The following is a 16,737-nucleotide window of genomic DNA, read 5'->3' as shown; positions in this document are numbered from 1 at the left end:
GTTAACATCCTTAAGAGAGTTGACGGCTGGTGCGAGTCAATGGATTGAAGCTATGAACTCGCCTTAAAGTTGCAGTTGCGAATAAAGTAGCTTCTGACGTTTTCCGCGTTAAGGAATATAAGTGAGTAAATAAATCTTTTTATTTACTAATTTGGGTGGTACCGCGGGAATTATAAAATTATCAACAACCTCTCGTCCCTAACGATAACGCTAGGGGTGGGAGGTTTTTCTATCGTTTTCTAAGCTTTTATACATATTTTATAAGAGGAGGAAGAAAAATGTCGTATTCTCATAAAGATATTGAATTGAAATGGCAACGTTTTTGGGAAGACAATAAAGTATTTCAAACAACGGAAGATGAAGGGAAACCAAAGTTTTATGCATTAGATATGTTTCCTTATCCATCTGGAGCAGGTCTGCATGTAGGTCATCCAGAGGGTTATACAGCGACAGATATTTTATCACGCATGAAAAGAATGCAAGGCTATAACGTACTTCATCCAATGGGATGGGATGCATTTGGATTACCGGCTGAGCAGTATGCTTTAGATACTGGAAAACATCCTCGTGAATTTACACAAATCAATATCGATAACTTCCGCCGTCAAATTAAAGCTCTTGGCTTTTCCTATGATTGGGACCGTGAAGTCGACACAACTGACCCGAAGTATTATAAGTGGACGCAATGGATTTTCCTACAGCTTTATAAAAAGGGATTAGCCTATATCGATGAAGTTGCAGTAAACTGGTGCCCAGCACTTGGAACTGTTCTTGCAAACGAAGAAGTTATTGACGGAAAAAGTGAGCGTGGTGGACATCCAGTTGAACGTCGTCCGATGAAACAATGGATGTTGAAGATTACAGCTTATGCTGACCGCTTACTTGAAGATTTAGAGGAGCTTGATTGGCCAGAAAGCATTAAAGATATGCAGCGTAACTGGATTGGTCGTTCGGAAGGAGCAGAAGTTACTTTCTCTCTTGATGGTCATGAAGAAGACATCACTGTTTTCACAACTCGACCTGATACGTTATTTGGGGCGACTTACATGGTGTTAGCTCCTGAGCATAAATTGGTTGAAAAAGTGACGACAGATGCGCAAAGAGAAGCTGTTGAAGCGTATCAAAAGAAAGTCTCAACAAAAAGCGACCTTGAGCGAACAGAGCTTTCAAAAGAAAAGACAGGAGTATTTACGGGTGCCTATGCAATCAATCCAGTAAATGGGGCAAAGCTTCCGATTTGGATTGCTGATTATGTTCTTGTAAGTTATGGAACCGGTGCGATTATGGCTGTTCCAGCTCATGATGAAAGAGACTATGAGTTTGCAAAAGAGTTTAATTTAGAAATTAAAGAAGTCGTATCTGGCGGAGATATTGAAAAACAAGCGTATACAGAAGACGGAAAGCTTGTGAACTCTGATTTCTTAAACGGTCTATCAAAAGCACAGGCGATTCAAAAGATGATTGAATGGCTAGAGGAAAAAGGAAAAGGAACAAAGAAGATTACGTATCGCTTACGTGATTGGTTATTTAGTCGTCAACGCTATTGGGGCGAGCCAATTCCAATTATCCATTTAGAGGACGGTTCATTAAAGCCAGTTCCAGAAGAAGAGCTTCCACTTCTTTTACCTGAGATGGATGAAATTAAACCATCTGGTACTGGAGAGTCTCCACTTGCGAATGCAAAAGACTGGTTAGAGGTAGTAGATAAAGAAACGGGACAAAAAGGTCGCCGTGAGACGAATACAATGCCGCAATGGGCAGGAAGCTGCTGGTATTATATTCGCTATATTGACCCTCATAACACAGAGGCGTTAGCAGACCCAGAAAAAATCAAAAAATGGTTACCAGTTGATATTTATATTGGTGGGGCTGAGCATGCGGTTCTTCACTTGCTATATGCTCGTTTCTGGCACAAAGTTCTTTATGACCTTGGTGTGGTTCCAACAAAAGAGCCGTTCCAACGTTTGTTTAATCAAGGAATGATTCTTGGGGAAAACAACGAAAAAATGAGTAAGTCTAAAGGGAATGTTGTTAATCCTGATGAAATCGTTGAAAGCCATGGAGCCGATACGTTACGTTTATACGAAATGTTTATGGGACCTCTTGATGCATCGATTGCTTGGTCTGAAAATGGCTTAGATGGTGCACGCCGTTTCCTAGACCGCATTTGGCGCTTATTTATCAATGAAGAAACAGGACAGTTGAATGAGAAAATTAGTGAACAGTCTGGTACCGATTCATTTACAAGAATTTATCATCAGACCGTTAAAAAAGTAACAGATGATTTTGAAGGTCTTCGTTTCAACGTAGCAATTTCTCAACTTATGGTATTCATAAATGAAGGCTATAAACAAGAGAGCTTGCCTAAAGAGTTGCTAAAAGGCTTTGTGCAAGTGCTTTCTCCAATCGCGCCTCATTTGAGCGAAGAGTTATGGAGCAAATTAGGAGAAGAAGGTTCAATATCCTACACAAGCTGGCCAACATACGATGAGTCTTTATTAGTAGAAGATGAAATTGAAATTGTTTGCCAAATCAATGGTAAACTAAAAGCAAAACTCGTCATGCCAAAAGAGTCTACAAAAGAGCATATGGAAGAAGTGGCATTAGCTCATGAAAAAATAAGTGGAGAACTAGAGGGAAAAACGGTTCGGAAAGTAATCACCGTCCCAGGAAAACTTGTTAATATTGTAGCGAACTAATAATAAGAGACCCTCACAAAGGTGGTATCCCTAGTGAGGGTCTCTTTTTTCCACAGAAATAATTCTGATAAAAACTTTAAGTTAGTAGGGGATTTGTCGAAATGTGAATAACTTTTTATAATAAAGGTAATTTTCTAACAACGGATTGGGGATAACTAGTTGGATTGTGAATAAAAATGTGAATAAGTGAGAGTGTTTTCCACAAGCGCAATGAATTGTGAAGAAAATGCTGTCGAAACGTTAAAAAATTGTAAAGAAAGATAGAAAAAGCTGTGAACAGGTTTATCCACAGCCTGTGTATAAACCTGTTTATAACTCGTACACGTGTTTGCTTTTCTCGCCTGCAGCTTTTCCCGCTGTAAATCCAGTTGAAAAAGCAACTGTAATATTATACCCGCCTGTATATCCATGAATATCGACCACTTCGCCACAAAAGAATAATCCACTCTTCTTTTTAGATTCCATAGTTTTTGGATGAATTTCTTTTACTGATACTCCTCCACCGGTTACAAAAGCTTTTTCGATCGAAAGCGTACCAGTTACAGCAAATCGAAATTCTTTAATGATGTTGGCAAGTGAGCGTACTTCTTCATTTGATACTGATGCCCCTGCTTTCGTTGGGTCTAGCTGTAACCTTTCAAAGAAGAAATGCAATAATCGTTCTGGAATAAGGCCTTTTGTTATTGTTTTTAACGCTTTTTTTGGTTCATAAGTAAGCATTTTTCGTATGGTCTGAAAAAGTTGTTCTTCCGATTGCTTAGGCATAGAGTCAATGACCATATCTATCGTTGAGGTATCAAATTTCTTTAAAGCCTTTACGACATATTGACTGCAACGTAACGCAGTAGGACCTGATATCCCAAAATGCGTAAATATCATATCTCCATCATGTGTTTTAATTCGTTTTCCTTTAGGATTTAAGACAGAGAGTTCAATATCACGCAAAGAAAGTCCTTGGAGTACTTTCTTACGTATAAACGGTTCATTTGATGTAATCGGTACTTCTGTCGGATACAACTCAGTAATCGTATGTCCAGCTTGTTTTGCCCATGGATAGCCATCGCCAGTAGAACCGGTTTGAGGTACACTTTTACCGCCTGTCGCTATAATGACGGAAGTCGCATCAATTCGTTCCCCTGACATCACAGTGACCCCTTTCACTTTCTCCTCATCAAAATGAACTTTTTTAACGGCAGTATTGGTTCGGATGATGACCCCTAGTTCTTTCACTTTTCGGAGAAGCGTCTCAACAACGGTCGTTGCTTTATCCGTTACAGGAAACATTCTGCCGCGGTCTTCTTCTTTTAACTCGATTCCCAAGTTTTCAAAGAAAGTAATGATATTTTCATTATTAAACACAGAGAAAGGACTGTGCATGAATCGTCCATTGCCGGGGATGTGAGCAATAAGCTCTGCTTGGTCCATTCGGTTAGTGACATTGCAACGTCCTCCACCTGAAATCGCAAGTTTTCTTCCTAGCTTGTCTCCTTTGTCTAGTAATAATACTTTAACTCCTTGCTTGGCTGCGGCAATCGAAGCCATTAAGCCGGAGGGGCCTCCCCCAATTACAATTACATCTACTTTCATGTCGTACACGTCCTTTAATGTTTTGCTTATTGTGATTATATACATTTTATATGTCAATTAAAAAGATTTTAGTGGAATTAATACAATTTATACGAGAGATCGGGTAAAATGGAAAATACAAGTATTCACGTCATGAGGTGAGGCAGTTGAACCTTAAACACGCAAAAGAAATAGAAGGCTATGAGCCTGATGATGGTGGTTGGACAAAGCATCAGGATAAGAATATTCTTTTGTTATATCTTCCACAATTTAAGAAGGAAGTAACCATTGATTTTCAAGATTATCAATATCAATGGTTATATGAAAAAAGCTCTGCATCTTATCTTTTTTGTTTTTCGATAGATGATAAGGAAAAGGTCATCGTATTTCAACGAGACTTTGCAGGAAGACTAGTAACGGAAAAAGAAGCGTATCAACCATTTGATATCGTGGTTACTGCAATTCCATTTGATAAAATTACCGATGAAACGAAAATGCTACATCTTCAAGATATTACAATGAATCGCGCCATTGAAGCAGGCTGGTAGAGGAGATAGTATATATGCTAATAAATATGAGTATAAAAACAAAACAACGTGACCAAATGATTGATATTACAAGAGAAGTCGAGAAAGTGTTAAAGGAAGCTAACGTGTCTGATGGAATGGTTACTATCTACTGTCCGCACACCACGGCTGGAATCACCATCAATGAAAACGCAGACCCAGATGTGGTTCATGACATGTTAATGCGACTAGATGAAGTGTATCCTTGGGAGCATCCGAAATACTTACATATGGAAGGAAACTCAGCATCGCATTTAAAAGCAAGTACGTTCGGTTCAAGCCAAACTGTTATCGTTTCTGATGGAGAGCTTGTACTCGGAAGATGGCAGGGCATTTATTTTTGTGAATTTGATGGACCACGTCATCGTAATTATTTTATTAAGCTGGTCAAAGATACAATGTAGCAGGAGGAATTATGTCTGATTCTAAATTGATACGTGGCACGAAAATATTAACGGCTGCCACATTTGCTTCAAAACTATTAGGCCTATTATATATTATTCCGTTTACTGCTATTGTTGGACAAACAGGAATGGCCTTATATTCATATGGCTATTTACCTTATATGGTGTTATTAAGTATGGCCACTTTAGGTGTACCGCTTGCGGTTTCGAAATTTGTTTCAAAATACAATGCGTTAGGAGACTATCATACAGGTAGGAAACTTTTTCGATCAGCTTCAATCGTTATGACGCTGACGGGTTTATTGACGTTTCTGCTTTTATATGGGTTAGCTCCAACGATTTCAACGTGGGTTGTTCGTGATCAAAGTGTTCTTGAAGGCGGGACAATGGAAGACATCGTGTTTACGATTCGAATGGTGAGTGTGGCTTTACTTGTCGTCCCGTTTATGTCAGTTATTCGAGGTTACTTTCAAGGCTTTCAATCGATGGGACCGACAGCAGTTTCCCAAGTGGTAGAACAAATCGTAAGGATAGCTTTTATCCTGAGTGTCACGTATTTAATAATCGGAGTAAACAACGGTGATTTAGGGGTTGCGGTTGGTTTTGCTACATTTGGGGCATTTGTAGGAGCATTGGGAGGTTTGGCTGTTCTCGGGTATTACTGGTTCAAAAGAAGACACTTCTTAAATGAACAGTTAGCCGAAAGTACAGTTAATCATAATATTCCTCTTAAGAGCATGTACAAGGAATTAATTTCATATGCGATCCCTCTTTCATTTGTAGGATTAGCAATTCCTTTGTTTCAGCTTATTGATATGTTTACAGTAGTGAATGGGTTAATTGCTCGTGGCTTTTCAAAGGAAGAAGCGGATGTGGCATTTGCGGTAATTGCTCAAACTGCACATAAGTTAATCCTTATACCTGTAGCTCTAGCGACTGCTTTTTCAATTACATTGGTACCTACAATAACAAAGTCGTTCATTTCAGGAAATAAAGAGCAACTGCAAACACAAATTACGCAAACCTATCAAATTATTTTATTTCTAACCTTACCAGCAGCAGTTGGCCTATCTGTATTAGCGTACCCAGCATTTGGGGCACTGTATGGTCTTTCAGAAGTGGAGATTGGTGGAGAAATTCTTAGATCTTATGCTCCCATTGCTTTGTTTTTCTCTCTAGCCGCAGTTACATCTGCTATCTTGCAGGGAATGAACCGTCAAAAATATGCAGTTATTGGTCTTTCCCTTGGTTTGCTAGTAAAGATTAGCCTTAACTATTGGTTAGTCTTAACACTAGAAGAACTAGGAGCTGTTGTTGGAACTTATCTCGGTTATACTGTATTAATCATCATTAATGTCTGGGCGATTGGAAAATTTGCTACTTACAATTACACTCTCCTGTTAAAGAGATTAATACTTATTGGTATATTTGCTGCTATAATGGCTGGAAGTGTTGTTATCACAAGAACGGTATTAGAAGTTTGGATTCCACTAGATACGCATTTACATGCCATTTTATTAGTTGCCATTTCAACGATTGTGGGTGGCGCCGTCTATATGGCGCTTAGCATAAGGTCTCATTTAGCTGGAAAAATATTAGGTCACCGCTTTGCGAGATTAAAACGGCAAAAGGTGTTGGATTCGAATTCGTAACATAAAAAGGTGTGTCAAATCTATACTTGACACACCTCTTTCATATCCAAGATTCAGTTTTTACATCATTTTTCACAAATGATGTCAATCTCTCCCTCTTCCGCTCTACTAATTGGGATGATATAATTAATGGTAAAGCGCTTTTCTATGTAAAAGAGGAATTTGGGGGATAGAATGAAGCAGCTATTTTCAAAAAATCATGATTGGTTTCTAATAGGGACAATATTTCTATTAACCATTTTCGGCTTAGTTATGGTATTTAGCTCAAGCTATGTGTGGGCTTTTTACCAAGTGGGTGACTATTATTTCTTCATTCAAAGACAATTGATATGGTTTGGGATAGCGACAGTTATGTTTATTATATTTATGAATTTCTCCTATCCATTTTATCGTAAAATGTCTATGCCACTTGTACTTCTTTCAATTCTGTTATTAGTGTTAGTAGTTTTGTTTGGAGTCACTGTAAATCATGCGCAACGGTGGCTAGATATCGGGCCCTTCCGAATTCAGCCTTCCGAATTTGTTAAGATATTTATGATTATATATTTGGCGCAAGTATATTCATCGAAACAAGCGTATATTAATAAATTTATAAAAGGGGTACTACCTCCCCTTATTGTCGTCTGTGTTATACTTGGCTTGATAATGAAGCAACCTGATTTAGGAACTGCGACATCAATCTTGTTAGTGACTGGTTTGATTGTCTTTTTTTCGGGAGCAAAAGTGGTTCATTTAATTCTTCTTTCCTCGGTTGGAATTGGGATGTTTGCTTTGTTTGCAACTTCAGCGGATTATCGAATGGCAAGATTAATATCCTATCGTGATCCATTCGAATATGCGGCGAAAGAGGGTTATCAGTTGATTCAATCCTATGTTGCAATTGCTCATGGAGGTTTGTCAGGTGTCGGTTTAGGACAAAGCGTTCAAAAACTGATGTATCTCCCTGAACCTCACACTGATTTTATTTTTTCAATAATATCAGAAGAACTCGGTATTATTGGTGTATTATTTGTACTTACCTGCTATTCAATAATACTCGTAAAAGGAGTTATTATCGGAGCAAAATGTAAAAATCCGTTTGGAAGCCTACTAGCGTATGGAATAACGTTTCAAGTCGCTATTCAAGTAGTATTCAATATTGGGGCGGTTACTGGATTACTTCCTATTACAGGTATTCCGTTACCTTTAATAAGCAATGGTGGTTCTTCGTTACTTGTAACAATGGTATCTCTAGCGATTCTTGCAAATATCGCAAAGAGCAACCGCAAGCAACAGCGTAATAAAGAGGATTTGTTACAAACAGCTTAGCTCAGATAATGAGATAGATGGAGGGAAAAATGGAAGAACGTAAATCATATTGGCAGCAAATCGATTACACGCTATTGTTCTTATTGTTTCTCTTAATGTGTATCTCTTTGCTAGCTATTTATAGTGCAGGAGGCCAACAATACTTTGTTGAACCTTCTCATTTTGTGAAACGACAAGTCTTATGGTTAGTCGTGGGTCTAGTATTTATGATCGGTATTATGACTATCGATTTTGACTTATTTCGGAATTTCTCAATTCCTTTGTATATTGTAGGAATTATTATGCTTTTTCTCGTTGAAATTATTGGAGTAGAGAGAAATGGGTCACAACGTTGGATCGACCTCGGTGGATTTTTTCTATTACAACCATCCGAGTTTGTAAAAATCTTTGTCGTCATTGCGTTAGCCCATTTACTATATAGGGTAACGAAAGATGGTAGGGAAAAAGGATTTACATCGGATATCGTTCTTGTTGGTAAAATACTGGCAATTGGTTTACCTCCTTTCTTTTTAATCTTGAAACAACCTGACTTAGGGACAGCACTTGTCATAGCAAGCATCATGGCGACAATGATTTTAATGGCAGGGGTATCATGGAGAGTCATTGGACTCCTAGGAGCAATGGTAGCGTCTGGACTAGGTTTATTAGTATGGCTACACAACAATCATCCACAGATTTTTTCAAAATTTATTAAAAATCATCAGATGGAACGTATTTATGGTTGGCTTCAACCCGAAGAGTATGCGGCAAGTCATGCCTATCAGTTGGTTGAGGCTTTACGAGGAATCGGTTCAGGTCAGCTTTACGGTAGTGGCTTTATGAATGGCATTCAGTCACAAAGTGGAAGAGTACCTGAAATTCATACGGATTTTATTTTTACAATCATTGGAGAAGAGTTTGGATTTATAGGGGCAACGGTTTTACTCGTTATTTATTTCTTCCTCTTTTATCGAATGATTTTAATTGCGTTTAGTTGCAATAACTTGTTTGGCACGTATATCGTAGCAGGAATTGTAGGACTGTTTGTCTTTCAAATTTTCCAAAACATCGCGATGACGATTGGCCTAATGCCGGTTACTGGTTTAGCTCTTCCTTTTATAAGTTACGGGGGAAGTGCACTCATGACCAATATGCTTGCCATAGGAATTGTCTTAAATATAAAAATGAGAACAAGGTATTATATGTTTGAAACCGAAGAAGCATAAGAATAAAGAGGGCGACTACATCATAACTTAGTCGTCCTTTGATTTTCATACAGAAAAAAAGTCTAAGTCATGAATGACGTCAACGCTCTGGGGATAATCATTGAAGAGCACTGGCTTCATACAGGTGTTTCTAATGGAGGGGAAACTATGGTCATTTGGATTGGGTATGGCAGTCTTGCTCGTTGTTTGCTTTCTTTTAAAAATAAAGAGGTTGCTGTACATATATTTAATCGCGACCAAGAAAAGATAGCAAAACTACCAATGGCACATAAGAATGTCTTTACTGCTACTAGTCATGAGTTTTCACAAGCAGATACGGTGTTTGTCTTTCTTCCTGCACATGTATACCGTGAATTTTTCGAGAAGTACCGAGGATGCTTTAAAGAGAATGCGACTTTTTATTTTTTTGCGACAGCATTAGATAGGAATGAAGTGTCAACAATAATTGGTACAGATGCAATCCCGGCAAAATTTGTTGGCCAAGCGAATCAAAGTCACCAAGATCAAAAAGCACTTTTACTCTTACCCAAAGAAAAAGATATTTCTTATTTCCGTTCTCTTTTTAATAAACATGTAAAATTAATGGTAGAAGAAGAAAAGGTTGCACTTGTTGCAAATCAAGTAGCAACTGAGTATGCGTTGTCGTTTGTAAAACAACTAGAAAGAGAATTAACAAACCAAGGAATACCGCAAGAAATAATCAATCATTCAATTGATATCACAGCAAGAGGCGTGATAAAAAGCTATATCACGAATAGTCTAGGTCATTTTGGAAAACAAATTCTTGAAAAAATAGAAGTAAAGCAAGAGGTGGACGATGAGACTTGATAAATTACTTGCCAATATGGGATATGGCACGAGAAAAGAAGTAAAAAAGGTGTTAAAAACGGGTAGCGTTCTCGTAGATGGGAAAGCAGTTAAGGATGGCAGTGTCCATATTAAACCAGATGAACAAGAGATAACGATATTTGGTGAGGAGGTTCACTACAAGCCTTTTATTTATCTGATGATGAATAAGCCCAAAGGCGTCATTTCTGCTACTGAGGACAGAGAACATGAAACGGTTATTGATTTACTTGCTTATGAACATGCTTTATTTGAACCATTCCCGGTTGGAAGATTAGATAAAGACACAGAAGGCTTTGTCCTGCTAACAAATGACGGAAAGCTTGCACATGAATTAATGTCTCCAAAAAAACATGTACCCAAGACGTATGTAGCTACTGTTTCTGGCAGAGTCAGTGAGGAAGACATCGTTTCATTCAAGCAAGGTGTTGAACTTGATGATGGATATGTCACAAAACCGGGAGAACTTGTCATTCACGTCCCTGGTGAAATATCAAAAATAGCGCTCACAATTTCAGAAGGGAAATTTCATCAAGTTAAACGGATGTTTAAATCGGTCGGAAAAAAGGTATTAGAATTAAAACGAATTTCTATCGGACCTCTCCAACTTGATGAAAACCTTGGATTAGGTGAGTACAGAGAGCTTACTGAAGAGGAGATAGAGCGGTTGAAACATGCACAAGATGAAATGGGAAATGCCACAGTATAAACTGTGGCATGGCGTTATGAAACCTTAATTTTCTTTTTCGTTACGGTCCATTTCCCACGGCTTGGACTACAGACTAGGTCATTATACTCCAATACATTGAGGTCACGTTGGATTGTTCTTTGAGTAATCCCAAACTCTTCAACTAATTCAGTCGTCGTGACAGTCCCCCTTTGTTTAATATAGAGGTAGATCGATTTGATACGAGTCAGCATACGATCAGTTGAAGTTTCCAAAAAACCACTCCTTATTAATAGATGATTTTAAATCCTTACATCCATTGTATTAAAAGGGGGTATTGATCATTCCTACCATTGTCTCATGAGAACGTAGATGAATGAGCAGTTAAATGACTTGTATTAGATTAGGTCTAGGAGTGTAGTGTCAAGCATTCACTGCGTGAGCTGCTTTTGTACCGTGTAGAAACGGAGACGGATATTATAAGGAACCGAACCCCACCTTTAAGGGTATTGTACAATAATTCCGTTAATTTGGCAAAATTGTGTCAAATCGTAGGACATAGAATGGGAGTGATTTTCCTCATGACTTTACATAATTTTAATGAAGAGGTTCAAAAGCGAAGAGAGGAAATTATTGCAGTAACTCAGCATTTTTTACAGATAAAAAGTGTCTATGACCCTGCCACTATAAGTGGGGAAGCTCCATTTGGACAAGGGATTTCAAAAGCTTTGAATTTCTTGTTAGACCTTGGTAAAGAAGATAAATTTCTTGTAAAAAACGTTAATGGTTATGCTGGATACATAGAAACAGGTGCTGGTTCAGAAATGGTCGGTGTATTATGTCATGTCGATGTCGTTCCTCCAGGAGAAGGATGGACAACATCCCCATTTAGCGCAGATATCCGTGACGACAAAATCTATGCAAGAGGGGCGATTGATGACAAAGGACCAACCATCGCAGCGTATTATGCAATGAAAATAGTAAGCGAATTAGATGCTCCTTTTACTAAACGAGTGAGACTGATCCTTGGTACGGATGAAGAACGGGATTGGAATTGTGTTGAGCATTATTTTTCTAAAGAAGAAAAGCCAACACTCGGGTTTGCACCTGACGCAGATTTTCCGATTATCCATGCTGAAAAAGGCATTTATGATCTCGTGTTTCGACTAGACAACGAAATGGTTGAGAAAGAAATGAATCATTCGCTTCGTTTAGTTTCATTCCAATCCGGGGAACGTTTAAATATGGTCCCAGACAAGTGTCAAGCACTAATTGATGGAACTGATGAAGTGGAATTCCTGCAAATGGAAAATGAGTTTATCGATTATCTCCAGGAACATAAAATTATTGGTAATTCAGAGCGAAAAGGTAACCAGGTCACTTTTAATGTGAAAGGAGTGGCCGCTCATGGCATGGAACCAAACAATGGAGTAAATGCAGGAATCCTATTGGGGCATTTTTTGGCACGGTATTCATTCGCGGGCAATGACCAAAGGTTCCTTCAGTTTATTTCAACTTGTTTATATGAAGCATCAAGAGGCGAAAATTTAGGGATTGCGAACGAAGATGAAGTGAGCGGACCATTAACAATTAATCCTGGTACTTTCCTTTATCATTCTACTAAAGGAGAAATTGGGTGTACCATTAGATATCCTGTTACACAGACTGTTCAAGTTATAAAAGATTCCTTAAAAGAGAGCATTGTGAATACTGGTTTTACATCAGAAACCATTCATGATTCACCTCCGCATTATGTAGAAGAAAATAGTCAATTGATCCAAACGCTACAACGTGTTTACGAACGCCAAACTGGAGATAAAGCAAATCTTATTGCGATTGGTGGTGGTACATATGCTAGAGCCTTGCCAGAAGGAGTTGCATTTGGACCGTTGTTTCCAGGTAGGGAGGATGTCGCGCATCAAAAAGATGAATACATCTCAATTGATGACTTGCTCAAAGCCACGGCCATTTATGCCGAAGCGATATATGAACTAGCTACATCGTAATTAAGCCGGGATAGTACGAAGCAAATCGTGCCAGATGAAGGAAGAGAGTCTGGAAGGTAACGAAAAAGATTAATCGTACCCGACGAAGGCTGAAAAAGAGTCTGAAAGGTAACGAAAAAACCTAATCGTTACCGACGAAGGCTGAAAGAGAGTCTGAAAGGTAACGAAAAAACCTAATCGTTACCGACGAAGGCTGAAAAAGAGTCTGAAAGGTAACGAAAAAGATTAATCGTACCCGATGGAGGTTGAAAAAGATTCTGAAAGGTAACGAAAAAACCTAATTGTTACCGACGAAGGCTAGAAAAGAGTCTGGAAGGTAACGAAAAAGATTAATCGTTACCGATGAAGGTTGAAAAGGACTCTTAGCGGTAACGCAACCGCTTTTCTTCGCTCAGTGCTCCTAAGATAAGGTGGATACTGCTTTTTTTATAGGGGGAATAGGATGTTACAGTCTTTTTCTGCGATCATGTTTGATATGGATAATACACTACTCCGTTCTTCTATTGATTTTAAGAAAATGAAGAAAGAATGTATGAGTGTGTTAATAAAGAACAACATAAAGATAAATGAAGACAATGCCACAACTAGCCAACTTTTGGAGTTTGCAAAACAACTTAAACGAGAAGAAAATAGAGATGTTATTCTAGCTGAGATGTATAGCCGAGTAGAGAACTGTGAAAAAGAAGGGATGATTAGTGCGAAACTTGAGCCACATTGTGAACAGGTGATAAAAGAGCTAGCCAAATCACACTTAATTGTAGTTGTCACAAATAATACTACAAGTGCAGCTCAGCAAGCACTTAAAGAAACGAACATAGTTCAATATTTCGACCATATCTTCGGTAGAGATGATCTTGAGGCGATGAAACCATCCCCCCTTGCGATTCAGTCTGTTCTCAAGCAATATTCCTACACACCTGATCAATGGGTAATGGTTGGGGATTCATGGATTGACGGTATGTCTGCACAAAAAGCAAGTGTCCGATATATCGCGTATTGTGCCAATGAAATCGAATTACAGAAACGACAAGTTTGTCCTCTACATACAATAACGTCTTTAACTACATTAGTAAAAGGGTGAGCATGTTGGAAAAAACACATTTCTTTGTAGCAGTTCCATTACCAGACAATATAAAAGAAACGATATCACTTTGGAAGGAAAGTTTACCTAACGATTCCTTTAAACGATGGGTTCATCCCAATGATTATCATATTACATTAGCTTTTTTAGGATTCGCTACACCAACCCAACTTTCTGATGTAATTGAAGGGATAGAAAAAATCGTAAAAAAACATAATCGATTTCCTTTATCACTCACAGATAGTGGTACGTTTGGACGAGAAGAACAACCAAGAATTTTTTGGTTAGGCCTTGAGAAATCAAGTGCTTTGAATCAACTCCAAAAGGATATTGCTGATGCATGTCGTTCTGTTGGATTTGAAATTGAAAAACGCGCGTACAAACCCCATATCACAATAGCTAGGCAGTGGAACCAAAAAAAACCATTTCATTTCCCTTCGTTTCAAGCTAAAGTAGAATTATTGACGTGGGTATCACATGAAATTGTAATCTATCAAACACACTTAAAAAACACCCCAAAGTATGAAGCCATAAAGAGGTTTCCGCTTGGAGAGTAGTAGGGGGACTTGCTTGAAACTACTGAACATTATTATTCATATTGGAATTTTGTATTTATTTTTCTTAATCGGGAGTTGGATTCAACAAACGGTTGACCTATTTATCCCAGGTAGTATCATCGGGATGCTGTTGCTATTGATATTGTTATTTACGAATGTTATAAAAGAAAATTGGATAGAGACGGGAACCGAGTTTTTACTTCGGCATATGTCGTTGTTGTTTATACCTGTTACAGTTGGGGTAGTGGCCTACATTTCACTCTTTACAGGCAAAGGTGTCTTACTTATAGTAGTCACGTTGGTAAGTACCATTCTTGTAATGGGTTTTTCTGCGTTCATTAGCCAGTGGATTTCGGTACGTAAGGAGGAACGGCATGAGTAATGTTCTTCCAGCAATTCTTGGACTCGGTGGGACAATTTTAGTTTATATGTTAACGAGGAAGTTGTATGAACGTTATCCGAATCCTTTTACTCTACCAATCTTACTTTCTACGACTAGTATCGTTATTGTCTTGTTATTTTTTAAAATACCATATGAGTCCTATCAAATTGGTGCACAATGGATTGAAAAATTGTTAGGTCCAGCAGTTGTAGCCTTAGCTTATCCTTTATATAAGCAGTGGAAACTGGTCAGTACATATGCTGTTCCTATTATAGTAGGGGTCGTAGTAGGAGCATGTATTGGCATTACATCAGGCTTCTATTTTGCCTTATGGTTAGGTGTGGAAAATGAAATCATATATTCCGTGCTACCAAAATCAGTGACAACACCAGTAGCTATGGAAGTCTCAGGTGACATCGGTGGTGTTCCCTCTTTGGCAGCAATCTTTGTCATGATTGCGGGGATAGGTGGAACCGTACTATCTCCATTTTGTTATAAATTATTTCGTATTCACCATGAGGTTGCACGAGGGATAGGGTTAGGAAGTGCATCTCATGCGGTTGGAACGGCAAAAGCCATCGAGTATAGTCAACAAGAAGGAGCGATTAGCACGGTTGCGATGACACTAAGTGCGATTGTTGTTTCGATTATTATCCCCATACTCGTAATTCTAATCAAATAAGGTATACTAACAGTAGACTCACATGGGAGGGACAGTGAAGTGGCTCATTTAATAAAGCTTGAGCATTATATTTCAAGATATCAACATGACATTACTCGTTATCCTAGCCAGTTCACCAGAATGAAAAAAGAACGCTGGTATTATGTTAAATTAGAGTGGGAACAGGACCAAGGTAATCTTGAGCAAAATCCTGAATTGGACTTACATGAGCCTGATCCAATTGAACATACAGGAAAACCTCCTCGAATCATGAAGGCATTAACAAAGTTAAAAGGAATGATTCCGTTTTCTAAAAAGGAAGAAATGGATGTTGAAGAGGAAGAATCTTTGTATTCATTTGCTACACCTAGGGTAAGAACGATAGAAGAAGTAAGAGAGGATTTCTTAAATGAAATATATGAAGCACAATTACGGTGGGCGAGTACTTCATTATTGGAACAATCACGCTTGAATCCTTTTTATAAATTTGATCCCCTCCTGCGAAAATTTACGGTTGAGTTACCAGACAATTATTTTCTAATGTATCGACCTGAGTTTGTCATTAAGCAAACAACAGTCGACTTTGATATCGTCTTAATTGGACCTACTGCGATATATTGTATTGTAACTTTAGCCGGATTTGCGAACAGCATAATTGAAGGAAGTACTGAACGTTTTTGGGTAGAGTATGGAGAAGGAAATGAGAAAAAGGTACTAAGCCCAGTAATAGAACTTCAACGTATGTCGATGATTATCCAAGAAATGTTGAGTAAAGCAAAAGTAGAATTTCCAATAAAACAAATTGTACTTTGTCCGGAAACGATAGTGGAGTATAAAGATTCATATCAACCTTTTGAAATTGTAGATAAACGTAACTATGCTTCGTGGCTAGATAAGATGAAAAGACAGCCATCACCGATAAAAGGGACACAAATGAAAGCTACAAAAGCCTTACTTCAACATTGCCATACCATAGCTTTTAAAAGACAACAGATTGTAGAACAGTATGAATGACACTTGAATTAGAAGTGGAAACTAAGTAAAATATAGGGAAAACGACTTAGGAAGTGCGAGCAATTGTGTGGGTACACCAATTGGCGCACTTTTTAAAGGTTAGAGACATGCTAAGACTGCTAG

16 protein-coding genes and 1 other annotated feature (1 of these 17 only partly in view) are annotated in these 16,737 nt (G+C 38.3%); of the genes, 14 read left to right on the top strand and 2 right to left on the bottom strand.

Annotated features, from left to right (window positions below; genetic code table 11):
* Positions 1-203, top strand: a binding site (T-box leader) (it extends 28 nt beyond the left edge of the window).
* A 75-nt stretch (positions 204-278) separates the two neighbouring features.
* Positions 279-2,699 carry a leucine--tRNA ligase gene (gene leuS / locus BK585_RS19290; RefSeq protein WP_078555563.1) on the top strand — a complete coding sequence of 807 codons (2,421 nt, stop codon included), beginning with the start codon at positions 279-281 and terminating at the stop codon, positions 2,697-2,699.
* A gap of 309 nt (positions 2,700-3,008) precedes the next feature.
* Here the strand turns inward: leuS and BK585_RS19285 are convergent, their stop codons facing one another.
* Positions 3,009-4,286: a BaiN/RdsA family NAD(P)/FAD-dependent oxidoreductase gene (locus tag BK585_RS19285; RefSeq protein ID WP_078555562.1), complete on the bottom strand. Its 1,278-nt coding sequence runs from the start codon at positions 4,284-4,286 to the stop codon at positions 3,009-3,011.
* A 146-nt stretch (positions 4,287-4,432) separates the two neighbouring features.
* Here BK585_RS19285 and BK585_RS19280 point away from each other — a divergent pair, with 146 nt between their 5' ends.
* The 7 genes from BK585_RS19280 (at position 4,433) to BK585_RS19250 (ending at position 10,955) form a co-directional block, all read left to right on the top strand.
* Positions 4,433-4,813 carry a hypothetical protein gene (locus BK585_RS19280; protein ID WP_078555561.1) on the top strand — a complete coding sequence of 127 codons (381 nt, stop codon included), beginning with the start codon at positions 4,433-4,435 and terminating at the stop codon, positions 4,811-4,813.
* 14 nt (positions 4,814-4,827) lie between these two features.
* Positions 4,828-5,235, top strand: a complete 408-nt coding sequence (locus BK585_RS19275) for a secondary thiamine-phosphate synthase enzyme YjbQ (RefSeq protein ID WP_078555560.1) — start codon at positions 4,828-4,830, stop codon at positions 5,233-5,235.
* Positions 5,236-5,246: 11 nt separating this feature from the next.
* Positions 5,247-6,887: a putative polysaccharide biosynthesis protein gene (locus tag BK585_RS19270; protein WP_078555559.1), complete on the top strand. Its 1,641-nt coding sequence runs from the start codon at positions 5,247-5,249 to the stop codon at positions 6,885-6,887.
* Positions 6,888-7,061: 174 nt separating this feature from the next.
* Positions 7,062-8,195: a putative lipid II flippase FtsW gene (gene ftsW, locus BK585_RS19265; protein ID WP_078555558.1), complete on the top strand. Its 1,134-nt coding sequence runs from the start codon at positions 7,062-7,064 to the stop codon at positions 8,193-8,195.
* Between the two features lie 29 nt (positions 8,196-8,224).
* Entirely contained in the window at positions 8,225-9,400 is a 1,176-nt protein-coding gene (gene rodA / locus BK585_RS19260) for a rod shape-determining protein RodA (protein WP_078555557.1), read from the top strand.
* A 69-nt stretch (positions 9,401-9,469) separates the two neighbouring features.
* Positions 9,470-10,228 carry a hypothetical protein gene (locus tag BK585_RS19255; RefSeq protein WP_170885652.1) on the top strand — a complete coding sequence of 253 codons (759 nt, stop codon included), beginning with the start codon at positions 9,470-9,472 and terminating at the stop codon, positions 10,226-10,228.
* Positions 10,218-10,955, top strand: a complete 738-nt coding sequence (locus BK585_RS19250) for a pseudouridine synthase (RefSeq protein ID WP_078555555.1) — start codon at positions 10,218-10,220, stop codon at positions 10,953-10,955. Before BK585_RS19255 ends, BK585_RS19250 begins: the two co-directional genes overlap by 11 nt.
* A gap of 14 nt (positions 10,956-10,969) precedes the next feature.
* Here the strand turns inward: BK585_RS19250 and BK585_RS19245 are convergent, their stop codons facing one another.
* Positions 10,970-11,188, bottom strand: a complete 219-nt coding sequence (locus BK585_RS19245; RefSeq protein ID WP_170885651.1) for a DeoR family transcriptional regulator — start codon at positions 11,186-11,188, stop codon at positions 10,970-10,972.
* 306 nt (positions 11,189-11,494) lie between these two features.
* On the opposite strand from BK585_RS19245, the gene pepV reads away from it, so the two are divergent.
* The 6 genes from pepV to BK585_RS19215 all read left to right on the top strand — a co-directional run bounded on the left by pepV (position 11,495) and on the right by BK585_RS19215 (position 16,614).
* On the top strand, positions 11,495-12,919 hold the full coding sequence (gene pepV / locus BK585_RS19240; protein ID WP_078555554.1) for a dipeptidase PepV: 1,425 nt from the start codon (positions 11,495-11,497) through the stop codon (positions 12,917-12,919).
* Positions 12,920-13,361: 442 nt separating this feature from the next.
* Positions 13,362-14,000 (top strand): HAD family hydrolase, encoded by a 639-nt coding sequence (locus BK585_RS19235; protein WP_078555553.1) that lies wholly within the window; start codon positions 13,362-13,364, stop codon positions 13,998-14,000.
* A gap of 5 nt (positions 14,001-14,005) precedes the next feature.
* Positions 14,006-14,557 carry an RNA 2',3'-cyclic phosphodiesterase gene (gene thpR, locus BK585_RS19230; RefSeq protein WP_170885650.1) on the top strand — a complete coding sequence of 184 codons (552 nt, stop codon included), beginning with the start codon at positions 14,006-14,008 and terminating at the stop codon, positions 14,555-14,557.
* A gap of 13 nt (positions 14,558-14,570) precedes the next feature.
* Complete coding sequence (locus BK585_RS19225; RefSeq protein ID WP_245805869.1) at positions 14,571-14,939, top strand: CidA/LrgA family protein; 369 nt, start codon at positions 14,571-14,573, stop codon at positions 14,937-14,939.
* Entirely contained in the window at positions 14,932-15,621 is a 690-nt protein-coding gene (locus BK585_RS19220; RefSeq protein WP_078555551.1) for an LrgB family protein, read from the top strand. Before BK585_RS19225 ends, BK585_RS19220 begins: the two co-directional genes overlap by 8 nt.
* A 39-nt stretch (positions 15,622-15,660) precedes the next feature.
* Positions 15,661-16,614 carry a nuclease-related domain-containing protein gene (locus BK585_RS19215; RefSeq protein WP_078555550.1) on the top strand — a complete coding sequence of 318 codons (954 nt, stop codon included), beginning with the start codon at positions 15,661-15,663 and terminating at the stop codon, positions 16,612-16,614.
* Positions 16,615-16,737: the final 123 nt, after the last annotated feature.

The sequence above is a fragment of the Bacillus alkalicellulosilyticus genome, assembly GCF_002019795.1.
Taxonomy (GTDB): domain Bacteria; phylum Bacillota; class Bacilli; order Bacillales; family Bacillaceae_F; genus Bacillus_AO; species Bacillus_AO alkalicellulosilyticum.
Note: the sequence above shows the minus strand (reverse complement) of the source record. Positions and strands in the feature narration are given on the sequence as shown.

What these genes read in the sequence shown, in the direction of transcription:
- ftsW (WP_078555558.1), top strand. Translation starts at nt 7,062, where the DNA reads ATGAAGCAGCTATTTTCAAAAAATCATGATTGGTTTCTAATAGGGACA.
- BK585_RS19250 (WP_078555555.1), top strand. Translation starts at nt 10,218, where the DNA reads ATGAGACTTGATAAATTACTTGCCAATATGGGATATGGCACGAGAAAA.
- BK585_RS19275 (WP_078555560.1), top strand. Translation starts at nt 4,828, where the DNA reads ATGCTAATAAATATGAGTATAAAAACAAAACAACGTGACCAAATGATT.
- BK585_RS19285 (WP_078555562.1), bottom strand. Translation starts at nt 4,286, where the DNA reads ATGAAAGTAGATGTAATTGTAATTGGGGGAGGCCCCTCCGGCTTAATG.
- pepV (WP_078555554.1), top strand. Translation starts at nt 11,495, where the DNA reads ATGACTTTACATAATTTTAATGAAGAGGTTCAAAAGCGAAGAGAGGAA.
- leuS (WP_078555563.1), top strand. Translation starts at nt 279, where the DNA reads ATGTCGTATTCTCATAAAGATATTGAATTGAAATGGCAACGTTTTTGG.
- BK585_RS19270 (WP_078555559.1), top strand. Translation starts at nt 5,247, where the DNA reads ATGTCTGATTCTAAATTGATACGTGGCACGAAAATATTAACGGCTGCC.
- BK585_RS19255 (WP_170885652.1), top strand. Translation starts at nt 9,470, where the DNA reads ATGAATGACGTCAACGCTCTGGGGATAATCATTGAAGAGCACTGGCTT.
- BK585_RS19235 (WP_078555553.1), top strand. Translation starts at nt 13,362, where the DNA reads ATGTTACAGTCTTTTTCTGCGATCATGTTTGATATGGATAATACACTA.
- rodA (WP_078555557.1), top strand. Translation starts at nt 8,225, where the DNA reads ATGGAAGAACGTAAATCATATTGGCAGCAAATCGATTACACGCTATTG.
- BK585_RS19220 (WP_078555551.1), top strand. Translation starts at nt 14,932, where the DNA reads ATGAGTAATGTTCTTCCAGCAATTCTTGGACTCGGTGGGACAATTTTA.